An 18,491-nucleotide genomic window follows, 5' to 3' on the forward strand; every position below is an offset into this window, starting at 1 on the left:
ATGCCTTGCGCCAGTATATTTAATGAATGCTGATCCGTGAAGTCCCTTCTTGCAAACTAGATAAATCACTAATGATAAAAAACTCACCAGTGTTTGCGCCTGAAAGAAGCTGAATGTCTTTTCCAGCCGATTCACCAAACTGTACTAAGAACCGTTCAGCAGAACCTGAATCGCCGTCATAACGATATAAGTAACTGCTACTGTTAGGTTTTGCGCCAACGGGCTTTCTAATATATTTAGCGTTGGGTATTGTCTTTACAATCACAGTGCCTTCTATATTACGTAATGGTCGTGCAGATGAAGGTAATTGCGCTGGCAATGCAACTTCCACTAAAACAGTGCCATCATTGACCACAGGGTCCACTCGACTAACTTCACCTACGATATTTTCATCTCGCATTTTTAATATCACAGGCTGGCCAACTTCAATTAATTGGGCTTGATTCTGCGGAACTTGTATCTCTGAGATCAGCTCTGTAACAGATCCTATCAATGCAATTTCATCGCCTCTTCGCAAGCTTTGCCCAAGCTCTACAGACAAGCTTTGCAACACCCCTTCAAATCCTGCTTTCACTTCAAGCTTTTCTAAGCGAGCAAGTGCATTGTTTAATACACCTTCACTTTGCTTAACCCTACCCTTTTCGATATTTATGGATTTTTCATGGATTTTAGTCAACTGCTTCGCCCGCTCTTTTAATACACTGACACGCTGCTCAAGTTGCTTTTCTTCTAGTAACGTTTGTTTGTAACTAAGGCGAGAAACAATGCCTTCTTCCACCAATTGTTCCTCTGACTCGCGCTGCAGTTTTACGCCCTCTAATTGAGATTCGACCTCTATTAATTGAGAGGACTCGATTAATTTTTCTCGTTCGTTATTCAACGAAAGTTGCTGCATATTCGCAATAGCTTGCAGTAGATCCTGCTGGGCACTTTCAGCAAGCTCTTCTAATTCTGGGTTACTTAACTTCGCAATCACACTGTCAGCGTTCACTTTAGCACCAGGCTTTAACACAATTTCTTCAACCGTCGCGTCAGAATTCGCGGTAATGAGCTGCTGTTTTCCAGATACGAGGATACCGTAACCATCCACTGTCACCTCAAGCTCTCCAGCTTTCACGCGCTCAATTAGCAAGTCTTCTTGAGGCATACTAATGGTTTTATCCTTCATGACAGTGAAAATACCGGCAAGCGTGACAACACTTAAAGCAATAATAAAGGCTTGCTTAGTATTGAGTTTAACTTTTCGCGTTTTTTTATTCTTTTTAACATCCATAAATAACTTTAACCGTTCTTATATTTATCTCTTATTCAATTGACAATGGCTTCTTTTTTTGAAGAAGCGCTACTGCTCTGGCCATCAGCAACAAGGGCTTCATATACACAGGTGCTAATTTATACATGCTTTGACTACCTAAATATCTGAAGTCTCCATTGACCCTCATAGGTGAAGCATATGCATGTGCCAACGTAATACCGAATGAATTATTTTTTGTCGGCGCCACCTTATGATACCAGTAAACAGGAATATGTAGAGCGTCACCATCTTCCACAATCACCTTGTATGGATTAGCATTCGCGACTGACTCTTCAAAACTTTTATCCATTTTCAACGAGCTGACATTTTTTTCATACAGGCCTCTTATCAATTTATTGCCAGCATTGGGAGCCAATAAAGTGACTTCCTTATCGCCACATATCTGGCACATCAAATGTGTGTCTGTGATATGCTCATGCCAATCTGTGAAACTATTCCTGTACAAAAAAATCCTCCACCCTGGATAGAGCCTAGATTTTGCTGTTTTATCCAAAAATGGAAAGCTGCCAACATCCTCTAACGCTAGAGAACTCATAGCCGCTACAAATTCCTCTTTGTCCATCCCTGCAATTGTAGACACGTTTTTTGCATCCTCTTCAGTGAAAAGCAAAGGTAAAGCATGTATCCACAAAGGGTTATTCTTACCATTGTTAATCTCATTAAAAAAGGATTCAAACTCCATAGTCTGAGACAGTGTCTGAGATAAATTAGAATTCGATTCTACTAAAGGCTCACTGAGTGTTAAGACTTCTAACTTACTGAGCTTTTTACTTAAGTAATCTGGCTGCCTCCACAACTTGTGAGCTCGCCAATGCTTGACAGCCCCTTTTATTAATAGAGGCTTATTACTGTGCCAATACTGTTGTTTAAATTGTGCTTTACTTAAGTCATCCACATGGATCTCTTCGATAGTATTACTCACTATCATAACTCCTTAATATGTTACAGTACACCACCAAACAGAGGGACGAGCTGCTTTAGGTGATTAAATATTTAACACTAAAATCAGGTAACGCCGCTCAAAACACTTTTGGGCGGCGATCAAAGTACCTAAAGCTCCCAACGCTCTTGTGCGCCACCTACATCCGGTTTTTTGAACAGGCTTTGATATATTGCAAGTTCCTCTGAAACCATCACAGCTTGCTCTTTTAGCGTCTGCCGCTCGAATACTTGCTTGACCGTACAGTCAATTTTCCAATTAGAGTTAATCGCCGTAGCAAGCCTAGTCACCAGTAACGAGTGAGCACCTAATTCGAAAAAGTTAGCTGTAGTGCTGATATCTTTGCTCTCAACACCCAGTAGCTCAGACCATATGTCAACTAACCCCCGCTCCACGTCAGTTTCTGGTAGACACACATCACCAGATACATTCCATTTAGGCTCAGGTAACAACTTGTTATCGACTTTGGCATTTGGGGTCAAAGGCCATTCAGAGATAAAAACAAAGTAACTCGGTACCATATAGCTGGGAACAGCTTTTCCAAGTGTCGCTTTTAAGGTCACAATGAGTTCATTGTCATTGAGTGCTTCACAGCTTTGATCTCGTTTTACATAGGCAACAATGTGTTTCCCTGCCTGACCGGAATCCTTAACGAGTGTCGCAGAGGAATGCACTCCCTCACATTGATCTAGGTGGTATTGGATCTCACCTAACTCAATCCTATACCCTCTTATCTTTATTTGATCATCTTTTCGGGAGATATATTCAATATTACCATCGGGTAGCTTTCTGACTATGTCACCAGTCTTGTATAACCGCTGAGGGTACGTAGAATTCGATTCTGTAGAATAAGGATTATTAACAAACTGTTCCCGCGTAAGCTCATCTCTATTTAAGTACCCTCGAGCGATACCTTCACCTCCAAGACACAACTCACCAGCCACACCAAAAGGCAACAATTCCATATTTTCACCAACAACAATTCCCAGAGTATTTGGGATTACTTGGCCAATCAGGTTAGGCGACTCATCCGCTTTTTGGTTACACACACAGAATAAGGTCGCTTCAGTAGGTCCATAGAATTGTAGTACGTCAATATGCTCTAACGTCTGCTTCAAATCAGTTAATAACCTACTGGGAACAAGATCTCCGCCTGTGGCAAAATAACGTAATTTAGGGAAGCGCGTCATATGCTTGTTGATCTTTACTTGGTCTAACCAAATTTGAGCCAGACTCGGCGTCATATGGATAAATGCACTGTTCCTTGTTCTGTCCAATAATGCGATTGGTTCACTCAACTCGTCATTTCTTACTATGTTGACAGTTGCACCTTTAGTTAGCGGATATACTAACTCTAACAATGAAATATCAAAGGCATAAGAAGCTAAGCTCGGCACTTCATCTTTGGGCTTAATATCGAATAAGTGGCTAAAACCCGCAAAGCGATACGCTATTTGACGATGCTCAATAGCAACCCCTTTTGGTCTGCCCGTTGAACCTGACGTATAGATCACATAGGCCAAATTATTGGGTGTCAGGTTTATTTCTTCAAGCGCTAAGTTTTCCGCAGATAGTGACTGAACTTGCTCTTCCTGCAATATATCAACCAGAGTTGCCGCGCTAAATTCAAGCTTGGGAGCCAGTGCAGTCTCTGTAATAATCACATTCACTTTTGAGTCCGCAAAAATATGTTCAAGCCTCGCTTTTGGAAAGCTGGTGTCGACAGGCACATAGGCTCCACCAGCTTTTAATACCGCTAATATGGCTGTCAACATCGTCAGGTCACGATCCAGATATATAGCAACTAGCGAGTCCGGTCCAACTCCCTGTTGTTTGAGATAACGTGCTAACTGGTTTGCTTTACGATTTAACTCCGAATATGTGAGCTGTTGCTCGTTACAAATACCCGCTACATACAACGGATGCTCGGCTACTTGGCGCTCGAAAAGCTGATGGATAAAAGGTTCACCTGTAAAACTTGATACAGGGAGCGGTGTCTCATGCAACAACCCATCAACTTCTTGCTCAGTCAATATAGGTAGCTCTTTTAAAGGCAAGTTTGGCGTCAAAACAAAGCTGCTCAGTGCCGTTTTCAAATGCTTGTTTAGCTGCTCAATATACTCTCTCGAGAATATTGAGGAATCATAAGTCCAATTAAAACAAAACCTTCCCCCCATCACCAAGGCACTAATATCTATATCGAACTTTGCTCTAGTTTCTCGCTCTACGATAAGCTTGACTGATAAGTCATCCCCCTCCAAATCGTTGTCCTGTGTGACTTCCATTGTTAGTATGATCTGCACCAGAGGCGAGTGATCGGTGTTTCTAGGTATGTTCAGATGCTCAATAAGCTGATCAAAAGGGATCCCCTGATTTGACAAAGCCTCTAAGTTGCAATCTCTAATATGAGCCATATAGTCGGTTAGAGAGTCAAAGTTGGTATTCGCCCTCAACACTAAAGTGTTACCGAAGAACCCAATCAACGACTCTAACTCTGACTGCTGTCTGTTAGCGACTTGGCAGCCCAGTACAATATCATAGCTGTTACTATTGCGTGAAAACACCAATGCTAATGCGGCATGCAGCAACATAAAAGGCGTTATTTTATGTTCTTTAGCTAGATCTAATAAAGCAGCACTTGTCTCTTCATCCATCTTACCTAAAACCAGATCGGCAACGTGTTCTTTTTTATCAGGCCTAGGGTAACTAAGTGGCAAACCATGGGCCAAAGGCGCCCCTTGTAAGCGCTCTTTCCAGTAACTTAATTGCGCTTCAAATACTTCTCCTTTTAGCCACTCTCGCTGCCAAGTAGCAAAGTCACTGTATTGTAATTTAAGCGGCGTCAAAGGGCTGTCCACACCTTTTTTAATCCCCTGATATAAGGCATTAAACTCTTCCACAAGTACATTCATGGACCATCCATCGGAAGCGATATGGTGCATGTTAAAAAGCAACACACCTTCTTGTTTTTCTAGCTTACTAGAAAGCTGTATCCAACATACTCGAACCATTAAATCTCGTTCTAAATCGAATGGTTTAAAGCTTTCATCAGTGATCAGTTGCTCAAGTTTCTGTTCTTTTTCTGCGCCATCAAATGCACAAAGATCGTAGCGTTTAATGTGAAAATCAAATCTCTCATTTACTTGTTGATATGGCTTTCCACCTTCGTCCAAATAGACGGTTCTTAATATTTCATGTCGTTGAATAATTGCACGTATCGCCTGCTGTGCAACATCCAAGTCCAAATCACCATTGATCCTCAAAGGCGTTGGCATATTGTAATTTGAGCTGCCACTTTCAAATTTATCAAGAAACCACAAACGTTGTTGAGCAAAAGACAATTCAGCTTTTGATAGCCCTAACTTTCTCAGTACCGATTTATTGGATTCTTGTGAAAGTTTCTGATTTTGCGATAACAGCGCGATGATTTCAGCTTTATGTTCTTTAATTGCAAACTTTAATTCTGGACTCAGAGTACCTTTTTTAGAGCGTACAGCTAAATTCCCATCCTTCAGATAAAGAGATATCCCTAGCTCATTGGTTAATACTAATAGCTCTCCCGCTGTCATAATACTTCCTCTTCGTATTCGCAATCATCTGAATCTATGTCACTTACCAAGCTAGTATGAGTTGCCAAAGATTCAGCCATCTCCTTGATCGTAGGTTTCTCATATGCAGTCTTTAAGGGAAATCTAACATCCCATTTTTTGTTGATACGTGTGATGATGCCACTCAGTAATAAAGAGTCGCCACCGAGATCAAAAAGGTTGTCATTAATGCCGACTCTTTCAATTCCCAAAACCGATCTCCAAATTTCCGCCAACTCGAGTTCAAGGTTGAATTTCGGCTCGACAAACTCGACACTTAGATCGGGTCGATCGTGTGCTTTGCGTTCGCGCAGCTCAGTCACATCGACGTCCTGAGTTTTCATCAACACCTCTAAGTGAGCTACTCTTGCATTTATTTCTGTTCTGGACACGATGACCTGAGACCGTGGGTTTCTCAAAATACGATCGAAAACCTGCTTTCCCTGCTCCGGTGTCATGGCATTTTTAAGGTGCACAATCGGCGTTTCACTTTTTGATGTGCTATTAACCTCTTTGACAGCCATCCCCACTTCAGACCATGAATCCCAGTTGATAGATATAAACTGTGTATTTCCATGTTCACGTGCTATTGAAAATGCATCCTGATATGCATTCGCAGCACAGTATTCAAATTGCCCTATTCCCCCAATGATAGGGGCAAGTGAAGAGCAATTGATAAAGAAATCTAATTGATCATCTTCAAAGGTACTGGCCAATAACATGGTCCCCGCCACTTTTGGTTTTAGCACTTTTTCTATCAGTTCCTGAGTTTTTAGCGACATTAAACCGCCTCCAGGAACTCCAGCTGAGTGAATAATCCCATCTGCCTTACCAAATGCCTCTGCAACCCTCTTTTTAACGTATGTCACTCCACTGTTTTGTGTAATGTCAGCTTGTAAAATCAATACTTCAGAGCCTGCTTTTTCCATTTCACGGATCCGAATGATCGTTTGAGATGTCTGGTCATGGGAACCGTTAGCTGCAATCCACTCATTCCAAGTTTGTCTGGATGGAAATTCTGAACGCCCCAATAGCACCAACTTTGCTGTTACAGACTTAGCAATGTGCTCAGCCAATGCAGCGCCTATTCCGCTCAATCCACCTGATACAACATATACGCCATTGGACTTCAATAACGTTGATGCGTGCTCGCCATCATTCTGTGTTCTAGCATAGGACTGGTGCCAAAGTTGATTACCTCGCAAACAAAGGCTTCTATGTGCTACTTTGGCTTCAGCAGTGATACAACTTACGAGCTTGTTAACTGCTCTATTACTGATTAACTGAGGTGATTGACCCTGCTCAATATCAACACTTTGGAAATCAATGTTGCGATATTCAGCTGGAATAACTCGACAGACACCCAATAACGCTGATTTTTCAGGAATAACCGTGTCATCTTCGTCAAATCGTTGTGCATTTGTGGTTAATACTGTGAGCTTTATTTCCTGTTGCCACTCATTTTCTTCAAATGCCTGGCACATAATAAGCAAACTTGAAAGGGCACGATTAACCTGCAAACTACTTTGAGAAGCATCAGATATGTGTGCATCATCAATACCTGTGCCATGTACAATGTACGAAGGCACAAGGTTTTCTTGCGCGAGATCTGTCGCCAATTGACTGTAAGATCCCTTATCTAATGCATCAAGCTGATATCTGGTCGCACAAATGCGCTGATAGGTATCACCGAACTCTACGAATATTGGTGCAATGTTTTGTTCTTTCAGTCGCTCACCGATCAAACGACCCATGCCAGCTTTATCTTCAAAAACTAGACAACTCCTAGAGCTTGATGAAGCATCATTTGGCTTCCTCTGACGGCTACTTTGCCTTACACATGCATTCCACACAGGTTCATATAACCATTGCTGAACTGAGTCTGCAGCTTGCAGCAAATCAACTTTGTCCAGAGACTCTGCCACAGGTTCAACCCAATACTCTTTTCGTTCAAATGGGTATTTAGGTAGAGAAACACGTCTCTTTTCTTCGCCAGAAGATAACTTATCCCAGGATATATTCACGCCATGTGCCCAAAGCGCCCCCTGCAAAGTACGTAAGACCTCTATATCATCCTGTGACGATTGCGCCCCTTTCAACGAAGATAAAAACACGCCAGATTGACCGTTTCCATTTAATTGTCCTAGCTTGCTAAGAACATTGCCAGGTCCAATCTCAACACAAATGCGGTTTATTTTCGCATCACTGGCAAGTAAAGTACTTAACCCATCGCTGAACCTGACAGTTCCCCTTAAGTGGTTCACCCAATAATCACCGTCGTTGAGCATATCATTTGTGAGATATTCACCGGTTACATTGGATATGATTGGGAACTGCGGACTGTGTATTTCTACTCCTGACACAATTGCCTTAAACTCATCCACCACAGGTATCATCATTCTGGAATGGAAAGCATGAGATGTATGCAACTTATTGTGAATAATATCGTTGTTTTGTAAATAGCCGATCAATTCATCTATTGCGTCAATTTCACCCGCAATAACAGTACGCTGCGGTGCATTTACAGCCGCAACATCACACCCAAACTTGTCTGCCAACGCTTGTGCTTTTTCTTCATTTAACACCACAGAGAGCATGGCGCCAGACTGCACTTGATGCATGATCTGTGCACGCTTACAAACCAGTTTAAGTGCGTTTTCAAGGCTAAATACACCTGCAACCGTCGCTGCGACATATTCGCCCAGACTGTGACCTATTGCACCTGCTGGTTGTATTCCCCAACTCATTAGTGTTTTAGCGAGACTATACTCTACAGCAAAAAGTGCAGGCTGAGTCACTATCGTATCATGAATACTGAGTTCTATTTGTTCATCTTGAACCAGCTGCTCAGGATAAATGTGCTGCAGTATATCAACAGAAGAGTGGACCTTAATAAGGTTTGCACACAAGTTCATTGCATCACGAAACACAGGTTCAGCATGATACAAATCCTTTGCCATCTGCTCATACTGCGTTCCTTGGCCTGAGAACATAAAGTACACATCCGTCTTTTTGTGCTGCATCTTAACGGTATCTGTATTATGGGCTCCTTTAAGCACTTCCACGGCTTGCTGCCTTGTGGCCGCAACATGATATTGCCTAAATGGTAACTGTTTTCTCCCCTTCTGCAGTGTAAAGGCCACATCAGATAAGTTGACTTGCGGTTCTGAGTCTAAGTACTTCGCAAGTTCAGCATTCATTCGAGTTAAAGACTTTGCACTGCTAGCAGAAAGAACTAGCAGCTGTACCGCTTGCTCTGTGTCTAACGAATGGCGTTCAGGCGCTTGCTCAATAATAGAATGCGCATTTGTACCACCAATACCAAATGAACTGATACCTGCAATTCGAGTTTCATTGCTCTCTGGCCAATATTTGGTCTGAGTATTAATATAAAAAGGTGTATTATCAAGATCAGCTTCAATATTGGCATTGTCAAAGTTGATGCTCTTGGGCATTTTCTTTGCTTTAATCGCCAATACAGCTTTGATCACGCCCGCTACCCCTGCAGCAATGTCCGTATGCCCTATATTCGGTTTAAGCGTGCCCAGCGCAATACTATTTTTTGCTGCACTCTGGAAAATATTTCTTAACCCTCTTATTTCAATCGGGTCCCCAAGCCTTGTGCCTGTGCCATGTGTTTCTATGTATTGGACCTGCTCTGGTGTCACGCCCGCTTTTTTCATAGCTGTTGCAACGACCTCCGATTGGCCTGCGACACTCGGAGCTGTGAAACCAATTTTATCTCGACCATCATTATTAACGGCGGTGCCTCTAATGACTGCATGAACGTTATCGCCATCTTTGATAGCTTTAGATAAAGGTTTTAACAATAACATCCCAACACCATTACCACTCCGTGTTCCTGACGCATTATCGTCAAATGCTCGGCAATGACCATCTTGTGAAGCAATATTACCTTCTTGATAGTGATACCCAGTAGGCCCTAAGTTGGCAATGCTCGCGCCACCTGCCAGTGCCATCTGACAATCACCATTTTGGATACTAGTAACAGCTTGATGAATAGCTACCAAAGAAGTTGAGCAAGCAGTTGCAATACTAATTGCAGGTCCAGTTAGATTGAACTTGTATGCCAGTCTGCTAGCGCTGTACGTGTTACTATTGGCTTGCGAGATTTCTTTATACATAGCAGCCATTAACGTGCGATTGAGGAGCAGGTTATTAAATAGGTATTGGCTGTCACTGCATCCGACAAACACCCCTATATTCTGCGGTATATCTGTATTGCCATACCCAGCATCATCTAAGGCATGCTGTGTAGACTCAAACAACATTCGCTGTTGTGGGTCCATGATCTCAGCTTGTTTTGGGGTAAAACCAAAATAATCAGCATCAAATTCTTTAACATATTTATGCGTGACTCCCTTGCCAACAAACCAAGGGTCATTGATATCTTCTTCACTAAAGCCCGCTTGTAGAAGTTGATCCTTTGTGTAAGTTTCTAATGATTCTCTGCCAGTTTCTATATTGTGCCAAAACTCAGCGACGTCCTCAGCATCTGGAAATTGACCGGCCATGCCTATTATAGCTATCGGTTCACCTTTATCTAGGCTTTGACTTGGTGATGCAGAATGGCTAAGCTCGGTGTCCAACTGAGTAGGCTCTGTAAGCGTTCGTAAGTAACTTGCCAAAGCTGACACAGTCGGGTGCGTAAATGCATCGGTAAGTTGGATCGATACATTAAATTGCTTATTAACTCGGTTGACCATGCTGACGATGGTAAGAGAGTTTCCACCGACATCGAAGAAACCTTCATCCACACCTAAGTCGTTTAACTGCAATAGATCTTTCCAAATATCTATAAGCTTCGACTCAACTCGATCCACCTGCGGTAGCTGCGCTTCACTCTGAACGGAATCCTGCTTAGAGAGCTGGCTCTTATCTATTTTACCATTTGGGTTGAGCGGCCAATCTTTCACTAGCACCAATCTATTTGGTTGCATGGTGCTAGGTAAGGCACTGGCTAATATAGTTTTAGCCTCATTAACGAGCGCCTTTTCGGCACCGATTGACAAGGCTTCTTTCTCAGGTTTGAAGTAAGCAACAATCTGGTTATTTACGCTATCAGCTTCATCCAATCTCTTGGCAATAACAACAGCTGAGTCGATACCATTCACGGAGCTCAAGACATGCTCAATCTCACCTAACTCGATTCTAACGCCATTAACTTTTACTTGCTCATCTTCTCGGCAAACGAAAGCGAGAGCGCCATCAGGCAACATCTTCACCAGATCCCCGGTTTTATACATCACCTGATAACAGTCATCCATCGAGTCATTGTAAAAAGGATTTTTTATGAATCTTTTTTCTGTCAATTCCTCTGAATTCACATAACCTGCCGTCACACCTGCTCCAGACATGTATAGCTCACCAATAGCGCCAAAAGGAACAGGCGTAAGCGTCGAAGAAAGAATGTAACCCTGACTATTAGGTACGACGTTACCTATATTAGGCGCGATATCTGTGTGTGACGTGTAAGCCGCCGACGTAGAATATGTGGTATCTTCCGTTGGGCCATATATATTAACCACCTTGTTGCAGTGACCATTATCAAGCAGGCCATTTACCACATTGGCGCCAAGCGCTTCACCACCCAGTGTTATGGCTTTTACCCCCTTAGGAATGCCATCAACCTCTAATAGCGTTTTTATAGCTGAAGGTACGGTTGCCACAAGACTGACTTGAACATCTTGATCAAGCAAGCTCAAAATGCTTTTCACAAGTACGAGCTGAGAACCAAAGCACAAGGGTAAAAACATTTCAAAGATTGATAAATCGAAGTTCAAAGAAGTGCTAAATAAGACTCTAGAAAGTTCTTCTTGCGAATATTCAACATGTGCCCCACTCAACATCGCAACTGCATTCCGATGCCTTAACGCAACCCCTTTTGGTACGCCTGTCGAGCCTGATGTATAGATACTATAGGCAATACTGTGACTATTTATGCCAGCCTGGTCCACTGGAATGTTGTTGCTAGGATAACTCTCCAGAGCCAATTTGGAAAATACTGCTATGTCGCAATCGAGCGAAGCTAGCTTCTCTGAAACATTACCACAAGTTAATACCTTGAACATATTTGCATTATGGCTAATAAGTTCCAAGCGATTTGCTGGGTATTCAGGATCCAACGGCACGTAATGGAACCCGGCTTTTAAAATACCGATAATGGTTACCAACATATCGAGTGAACGCTCAAAACAAACCCCAATAGACAGGTGATTGTGACTGTTTTCATCAAACTGAGCGCCCACTTCTTCTAGCAGATAATGAGCAACCTGATTCGCTTGGCTATTAAGCTGCTCATAAGTTAGCAGCTCATTACCAAATTCTACAGCAACCTTATGAGGCTGTTTACTTGCTTGTTCTTCAAATAACTCGTGGATACATTTGTCATTTGGCAGCGCAATTTTTGGTCCTTGTAATTGCTTAAAAATACTTTGCAATTCAAGCTCAGACTGCATTGTAATGTCAGTCACTTGGGCCGCGCTTCCTACCGACGCAATACTACTTAATACGTTACAGTAGTATTCCATGATTTGAGTCATTGTTTGCTCATTGAAGTGGCTTTTTTGGTAGTCCAAAGTCAGTGTAATGTATTCTTGATCAGTCACAATAACGGTCAAAGGATAATTACTGTGTTCCACAGCGCCCGAATTCTCGATGTTTAATGATGTTTCGCCATGTTCAGTGCCCTGCGATAAAACACTCGGATAGTTTTCGAAAACAAATAGAGTGTTGAATAGCTCAGACCCAGGAGGCAAGTCAGATAACTGTTGTACTTCTGCTAGGCTGAGATAACTGAAAGCTTCAGCCGCTACATTTTTGGCATGCCTGCTTTGCAAAGCATCGCCAATTGTCTGTTGTTCATCGAATATCGTACGCGTTGGGATAGTATTAATGAACATACCGAGAATTTTTTCTATACCGTCCAATTCTGCCGGTCTGCCTGAGACAGTTGTCCCAATCACAACATCATGTGTGCCGTTATACTTAGCCAATACATAAGACCACGCAAATTGCATAATAACATTGACGGTACAATGGTTTTGTTTCGCTATATGCGCCAATTTTAGTTGTAAGTCTTCAGACATTACTTGCTGAACTTGGCCATATTCATTGCTTACTGCATTAGCAGGTTTGTCGACCAACTTTGTCGCCGTAGTCAACCCTTTAAGTTGCGCCTGCCAGTATGCTTTTGCAGCGTCTTGATCTTGTTTTAGATACCAATTAACAAAATTTTCGTACGGAACCACTTCTCCCATCGACAGCTCGATATCTGGATTCTGTACAAGTGCTTGGTAATGGCTCATCACTTCATTAAGTAGTACCGGTAAACACCAGCCATCTAGTAAGAGATGATGATAAACCCAAACAAATTGGTAACGTTGATTTGGTAAAAGAATCAGTGCAAAACGCATCAGTGGAGCATGCGAATAATCAATGCCTTTTGCTTTTTCTTGCTCTTTAAATTCTGCGAGTGCTGCGTTAATGTCACCGTCTTGTCTATTTCGCCAGTCCTTTACTTCAAATGGAGTATTGACATGGCTTGTAACAAGCTGGTGTGGTAAGTCTAAATCTAAACCCACAAAACAGGTGCGTAAAATATCATGTCGTTCGATGGCTATTTGCAACGCCTGCTTAAAGTGATTGATATGCAGTTGCCCTGAAAAATCAAAATGACTCACGGTTGTATATTGTGTACCCGATTTATCCAGCAAGCTGTGATATAGCATGCCTCTTTGCAATGGTGTCGACACATAAAGACGATCAATCACAGGGTGGACTGCTCGGATCTCACACAAATCAGATTGAGAAAGACGCGAATTTGGAAAATCTTGAGGAACCAGTGGTGCAACAAACCCATCATTGCTTGGCTTGCAATAATCTACAGCTTCGTTCAAACAACTCAGGAACAATTCAGATAAGCTGTCCAACCTGCGCTGTTCAATGCATTGACTTGTAAACGAGAAGGTCAGTTGGCCATCTATCACAGCGCCGTCTGCATGGAGCATATGACTAAGCTGATTCAACTCGCATTGAGTGGCTCCAGCGCCTTCTTTTGCAACTGAAAACCCTTGCTCAACATTCGTCGCGCTCTCGCTATTACCCTGATAATTAAACAAAACATTTTGATGATATGTTTGGTGGTGCAATGACATGATTTCAGGCTCTTTTGCCAACGCCCACAATACACCGTATCCGATCCCATTATTTGGCGTTTCACGACACGCCATTTTAACGCTTTGTAATAGGGAAACGAAGTCACCTTTAATTTCAGAAGAGAGTACTAAGGGGTAGACTGTTGTAAACCAACCCAGAGTTTCCGTGATATCAACGTCATTGAACAATGGTTCCCTGCCATGAGACTCGACACTAAGAGGCATTGTGGGAAGGTTTGTCCATTGATGCCAAGCTCGCAATAGACATGCTAGCAGCGATTCATTAATATGGGTTTTGAATCGCGGATTACATTGTCGCAAAAACGCTTGTGTACTGGCTACACTCAATACCATCTTACTGCTTGAAGTTACACCTTGCGGCAATGTCTCCAAAAACTCAGGCGCAGGTTGCTCACTCGATGACTGTAATTGCTTTAGCCAGTAAGGCTTTTCTAAGAGTAAAGATTCACTATTCGCGTATTGAGTAAGCTTCTTTTGCCATGTTTGTAAAGAGGAGGTTTTCGGATCGAGTTTCAACGGTTCATTGTTTGCGTATAGTTGTGCGGCCTGCTCTAAATCTTTCATTAATACACGCCACGAAACACCGTCAATTACGAGATGATGACAAACAATGAGTAAACGACCACTGCGTTGAGGTCCATAATTAAAATAACAAAGCTTAAACAGCACTCCCTGTTGCACGGCCAAACTTTTCTGAGCAAGGGCACATTGTTTTTCTAGCTCTTCTTGACGCTGAGTGTCCGAGTACTGGCTAAAATCATGTAGTTCAACACACTGGTTCAACATGGATTCATCGTATGCTTGAAATTGTGCAGACCAATTGCCCTGAGACTCTTTGAATATTAACCTTAGCGCATCATGCCTGTTATACACAGCCTGAACGAGTTGGTACCAAAATGCAGTATCAATACTAGCGGGCACCTGCAGTAATACTGCCTGGTTAAAATGATCTGGGTTATGGAGTTTCTGAGCAAAAAATGAAGACTGAATGGGCAACAATTGCATTTCGCCGGAGCAAGGAACTTGTGGAACTTCCACCTTCGGCTCCACAGTAACAACTCGCGCTAATTCAGCCAAAGTTTGGTTTTCAAACTGTTGGGCTACCGTAAAATAGACCCCCAATGCACGACTTCGCGCTACAGCCTGAATGGACAGAATTGAATCACCACCTAAATCGAAGAAGTTATCTTGCATCGATACTCGCTCAACATTCAGTAATGAAGACCAAACTTGACTTAATTTAACTTCAATTGCGCTCTGCGGTGCAATATAACTAGCGCCACCTTGACTGTGTTCAGATACATCTGGAAGCTTAGACTTTTCAATCTTACCATTAGCTGATAATGGCCACTCTTTTACGCAGACAAAGTGTGCTGGGACCATGAACTCAGGCAACGTTTTCTTCAAAGACTGCTTGATACTCGATATTACAGCGGCACTATCAGTGTTATTGCTCGCCACTTTAATATAGCCAACCAGTTTTTTCTGACCCGCACTGAGTGATTTTTGTAATACAAAAGCTGAGTCCACTTCAGGACATTGATTTATGTGGTACTCAATTTCTCCAAGCTCAATTCTAAAACCATTAACTTTTACTTGGTCATCAGAGCGACCTAAATACGCGATATTGCCGTCTGACAAATATCGTACTAAATCCCCTGTTTTATATAACTTTGCTTCAGGCTCTGTTGAAAATGGATCTGACAAAAAGTTTTCAGCGGTACGCTTAGGATTATTAAAATACCCTCTTCCAACTGCCACTCCACCGATGTACAACTCGCCAACAGCGCCTTGCGGTAATAGATTCTGCTTTTCATCAAGTACATATAGTCTAGTATTTTGAATCGCTTTACCTATTGGTACTAGGCCTGATTTATCATCATATTCATTACAGTTCCAGCTACTCACATCAATAGCAGCCTCTGTTGGCCCATAAAGATTATGCAGTTCAGCGTGCTCCGCTTCAGCAAAGAAAGATTTAATGATGTCAGCCGTCAGTGCCTCGCCGCTACAGAAAACATGTCGCAACGACGTACAATCTGTTAGATTGCTGACTTCAAGCATGCTACGTAACATAGAAGGGACAAAGTGGATGATAGAAACTGATTCTTGCTGAATTATCTTCTGTAAATACTCGGGGTTTTTATGCCCTTCAGGCTGAGCCATAACGAGCCTATTACCCGTTATCAACGGCCAGAAAAACTCCCAAACAGAAACATCAAAACTAAATGGTGTCTTCTGTAAAATCACATCACTTTCTTTTAGCTGATACTGATTCTCCATCCAAGAGATACGATTAACCACACTGCGATGCTCTATCATGACTCCTTTGGGGTTACCTGTTGAGCCAGATGTGTAGATGATATATGCGAGATTTTGTGCACTCAACCCAAGATCTACACTATTGATGTTATCGGTGCTGAAGTCATGACATAAGTCTTCACTGAGATTTAACAGCTCACAGTGCTCACCTGCCAGCAGAGATGCGGTAGGCTCATGAGTTAAAACAACTTGGATCCCTGTGTCTGACAACAAATAGTCCATTCTTGATTTTGGATAACTTGGTTCTAGCGGAACATAAGCCCCGCCAGCCTTTAGAATCGCAAGCATGCCAACGACCATTTCCAATGAACGTTGCAAGCACAACCCAACCGGTGTGTCAGGTTTTACGTTATGATGCGCTTGCAAATATCGAGCAACTTGGTTGGCCTTGTCATTTAATGCGCCGTAGGTCAGGCTTTGACCATCAAATACAACTGCGATCTTTTCTGGGTTCGCTACGACCTTGGCTTCGAACAATTCATGTAAGCAAGTGTCATGTGGGAAGTCACACCACAGCGCATCCCCACCTAAGCTAAGTTTCGATTGTTCTTCGGTTGTCATCATGGCATATGATGAAAGAGGCAAATCATATTGTTTGTGTTTACTTGCGGACGCGAATGCTTCTAATAATGTACAAAGGTGCTGTGCAATCTGCTCAACAGACGATTGGTCAAAAATGCTGATATCATAATCTATCGCCACTTCAATACCTTGTTCGCTAACAAGGGTGTTTACCTCAAGATCAAATTTTAGGTTGATATCAGTTTGCGCAATAGGTGAGAGCTTAACATCGCCCAAAACAAGTTCGTCACTAGATAAACTCTCATCCAATGCAAAACTGTTATTCGTTGCAAGCAATATTTGTACGATGGGATTGTAAGCTCTGCTACGAGGGACATTAAGCTTATCAACCAACTGTTCAAAGGGAATATCCTGATTAGATTGCGCGTCCAAATGAACTTGGCGAACATGGTCTAAATAACTATGTAAAGAGTCAAAATCGGTATTCACTCTCAACACCATTGTATTTGCAAAGAACCCAATCAGAGATTCAAACTCCACACGCTTACGGTTGGAAACGGGCGTGCCGACAAGAATATCTTGACTGTTACTATGGCGTGCCAGAACCAAAGAGAGCGCACCATGCAATAACATAAAATGTGTTAACTGGTGATCAGTGGCGAGCTGCTGAAGTAATTGTGCGGTGTCAGCCGACAACGTTTTTGATATACGATTGCCAATATGCTGCTTAACTGGTGGTCTGGTGTAATCCAGAGGCAAACTATGAACTAACGGCGCATCAGCAAGATTTTGCTGCCAATATGACATTTGCTCCGAGAAATTATCTCCTTGCAACCAGTCACGTTGCCAGTAAGCATAGTCTAGATACTGAATAGCAAGCGGCGCTAGCCGAGGTTGAATGCCAGAGATAATATCGCTATAGCACTGCGCAAATTCTTTGACCAATACCGACATCGACCAACCATCAGTCGCAATATGGTGCATGTTAAACACTAAAACCCCATGATCTTGAGAGAGTTCAATGTAACTAGCCCGTACCATAAGGTCTTCAGCCAAATTAAAGGCTCGTTCACTTTCTTCTGCAATAAGCTCTTTTACTTTTTCCTGTTTGTCAGTGTGTGGATAGTGGACCAAGTCATATTGATTTAGCCTAAACTGAACATTTTTTTTGATAACCTGAAAAGCTTTACCATCTTCTTCTTGATATACAGTTCTGAGTATTTCATGACGTTCGATAAGGTATTGCATAGCCTGTTCAGCAGCCGATATAGAAAAACGACCATTCACCCTGACAGTTGATGGCATATTATATTGTGCCGATTGGCCATCCAAAGTATCAATGAACCACAACCTCTGCTGGGAAAACGAAAGTTGAAATTTAGAACCTGAACGATCGACATTTTCAATTTCACTTGCAGAGCTGCTATCAGACAAGGTTTGTTCTTCAAGAAAAGCGATTATTTGGGGTTTATTTGCTCTTAATATGGAAATCAAGTCTTCTGTAGGCGGCTCATTAAAGAGGACTTCTAAATCACCATCTATACAATTCAGCTCTACACCTTGCTCTACGCACTGTTCAAAAATTTTACTAATATCCACCAACTGAC

4 protein-coding genes are annotated in these 18,491 nt (G+C 42.3%); all 4 read right to left on the reverse strand.

Going from position 1 to position 18,491, the window contains the following annotated elements:
- Window positions 1-19 precede the first annotated feature (19 nt).
- The 4 genes from BB427_RS13820 to BB427_RS13835 all read right to left on the reverse strand — a co-directional run bounded on the left by BB427_RS13820 (window position 20) and on the right by BB427_RS13835 (window position 18,483).
- Window positions 20-1,273 carry an efflux RND transporter periplasmic adaptor subunit gene (locus tag BB427_RS13820; RefSeq protein ID WP_069021254.1) on the reverse strand — a complete coding sequence of 418 codons (1,254 nt, stop codon included), beginning with the start codon at window positions 1,271-1,273 and terminating at the stop codon, window positions 20-22.
- A gap of 31 nt (window positions 1,274-1,304) precedes the next feature.
- The gene (locus tag BB427_RS13825) at window positions 1,305-2,237 is read right to left on the reverse strand and encodes a cupin-like domain-containing protein (protein ID WP_175401282.1); all 933 of its coding nucleotides are present in this window, start codon (window positions 2,235-2,237) and stop codon (window positions 1,305-1,307) included.
- A gap of 128 nt (window positions 2,238-2,365) precedes the next feature.
- Window positions 2,366-5,824 carry a non-ribosomal peptide synthetase gene (locus BB427_RS13830; protein WP_069021258.1) on the reverse strand — a complete coding sequence of 1,153 codons (3,459 nt, stop codon included), beginning with the start codon at window positions 5,822-5,824 and terminating at the stop codon, window positions 2,366-2,368.
- On the reverse strand, window positions 5,821-18,483 hold the full coding sequence (locus tag BB427_RS13835; RefSeq protein ID WP_069021261.1) for a hybrid non-ribosomal peptide synthetase/type I polyketide synthase: 12,663 nt from the start codon (window positions 18,481-18,483) through the stop codon (window positions 5,821-5,823). Before BB427_RS13835 ends, BB427_RS13830 begins: the two co-directional genes overlap by 4 nt.
- Window positions 18,484-18,491: the final 8 nt, after the last annotated feature.

The sequence above is a fragment of the Pseudoalteromonas sp. BMB genome, from assembly GCF_001709235.1.
Lineage (GTDB): Bacteria > Pseudomonadota > Gammaproteobacteria > Enterobacterales > Alteromonadaceae > Pseudoalteromonas > Pseudoalteromonas maricaloris.

What these genes read in the sequence shown, in the direction of transcription:
- BB427_RS13830 (WP_069021258.1), bottom strand. Translation starts at nt 5,824, where the DNA reads ATGACAGCGGGAGAGCTATTAGTATTAACCAATGAGCTAGGGATATCT.
- BB427_RS13820 (WP_069021254.1), bottom strand. Translation starts at nt 1,273, where the DNA reads ATGGATGTTAAAAAGAATAAAAAAACGCGAAAAGTTAAACTCAATACT.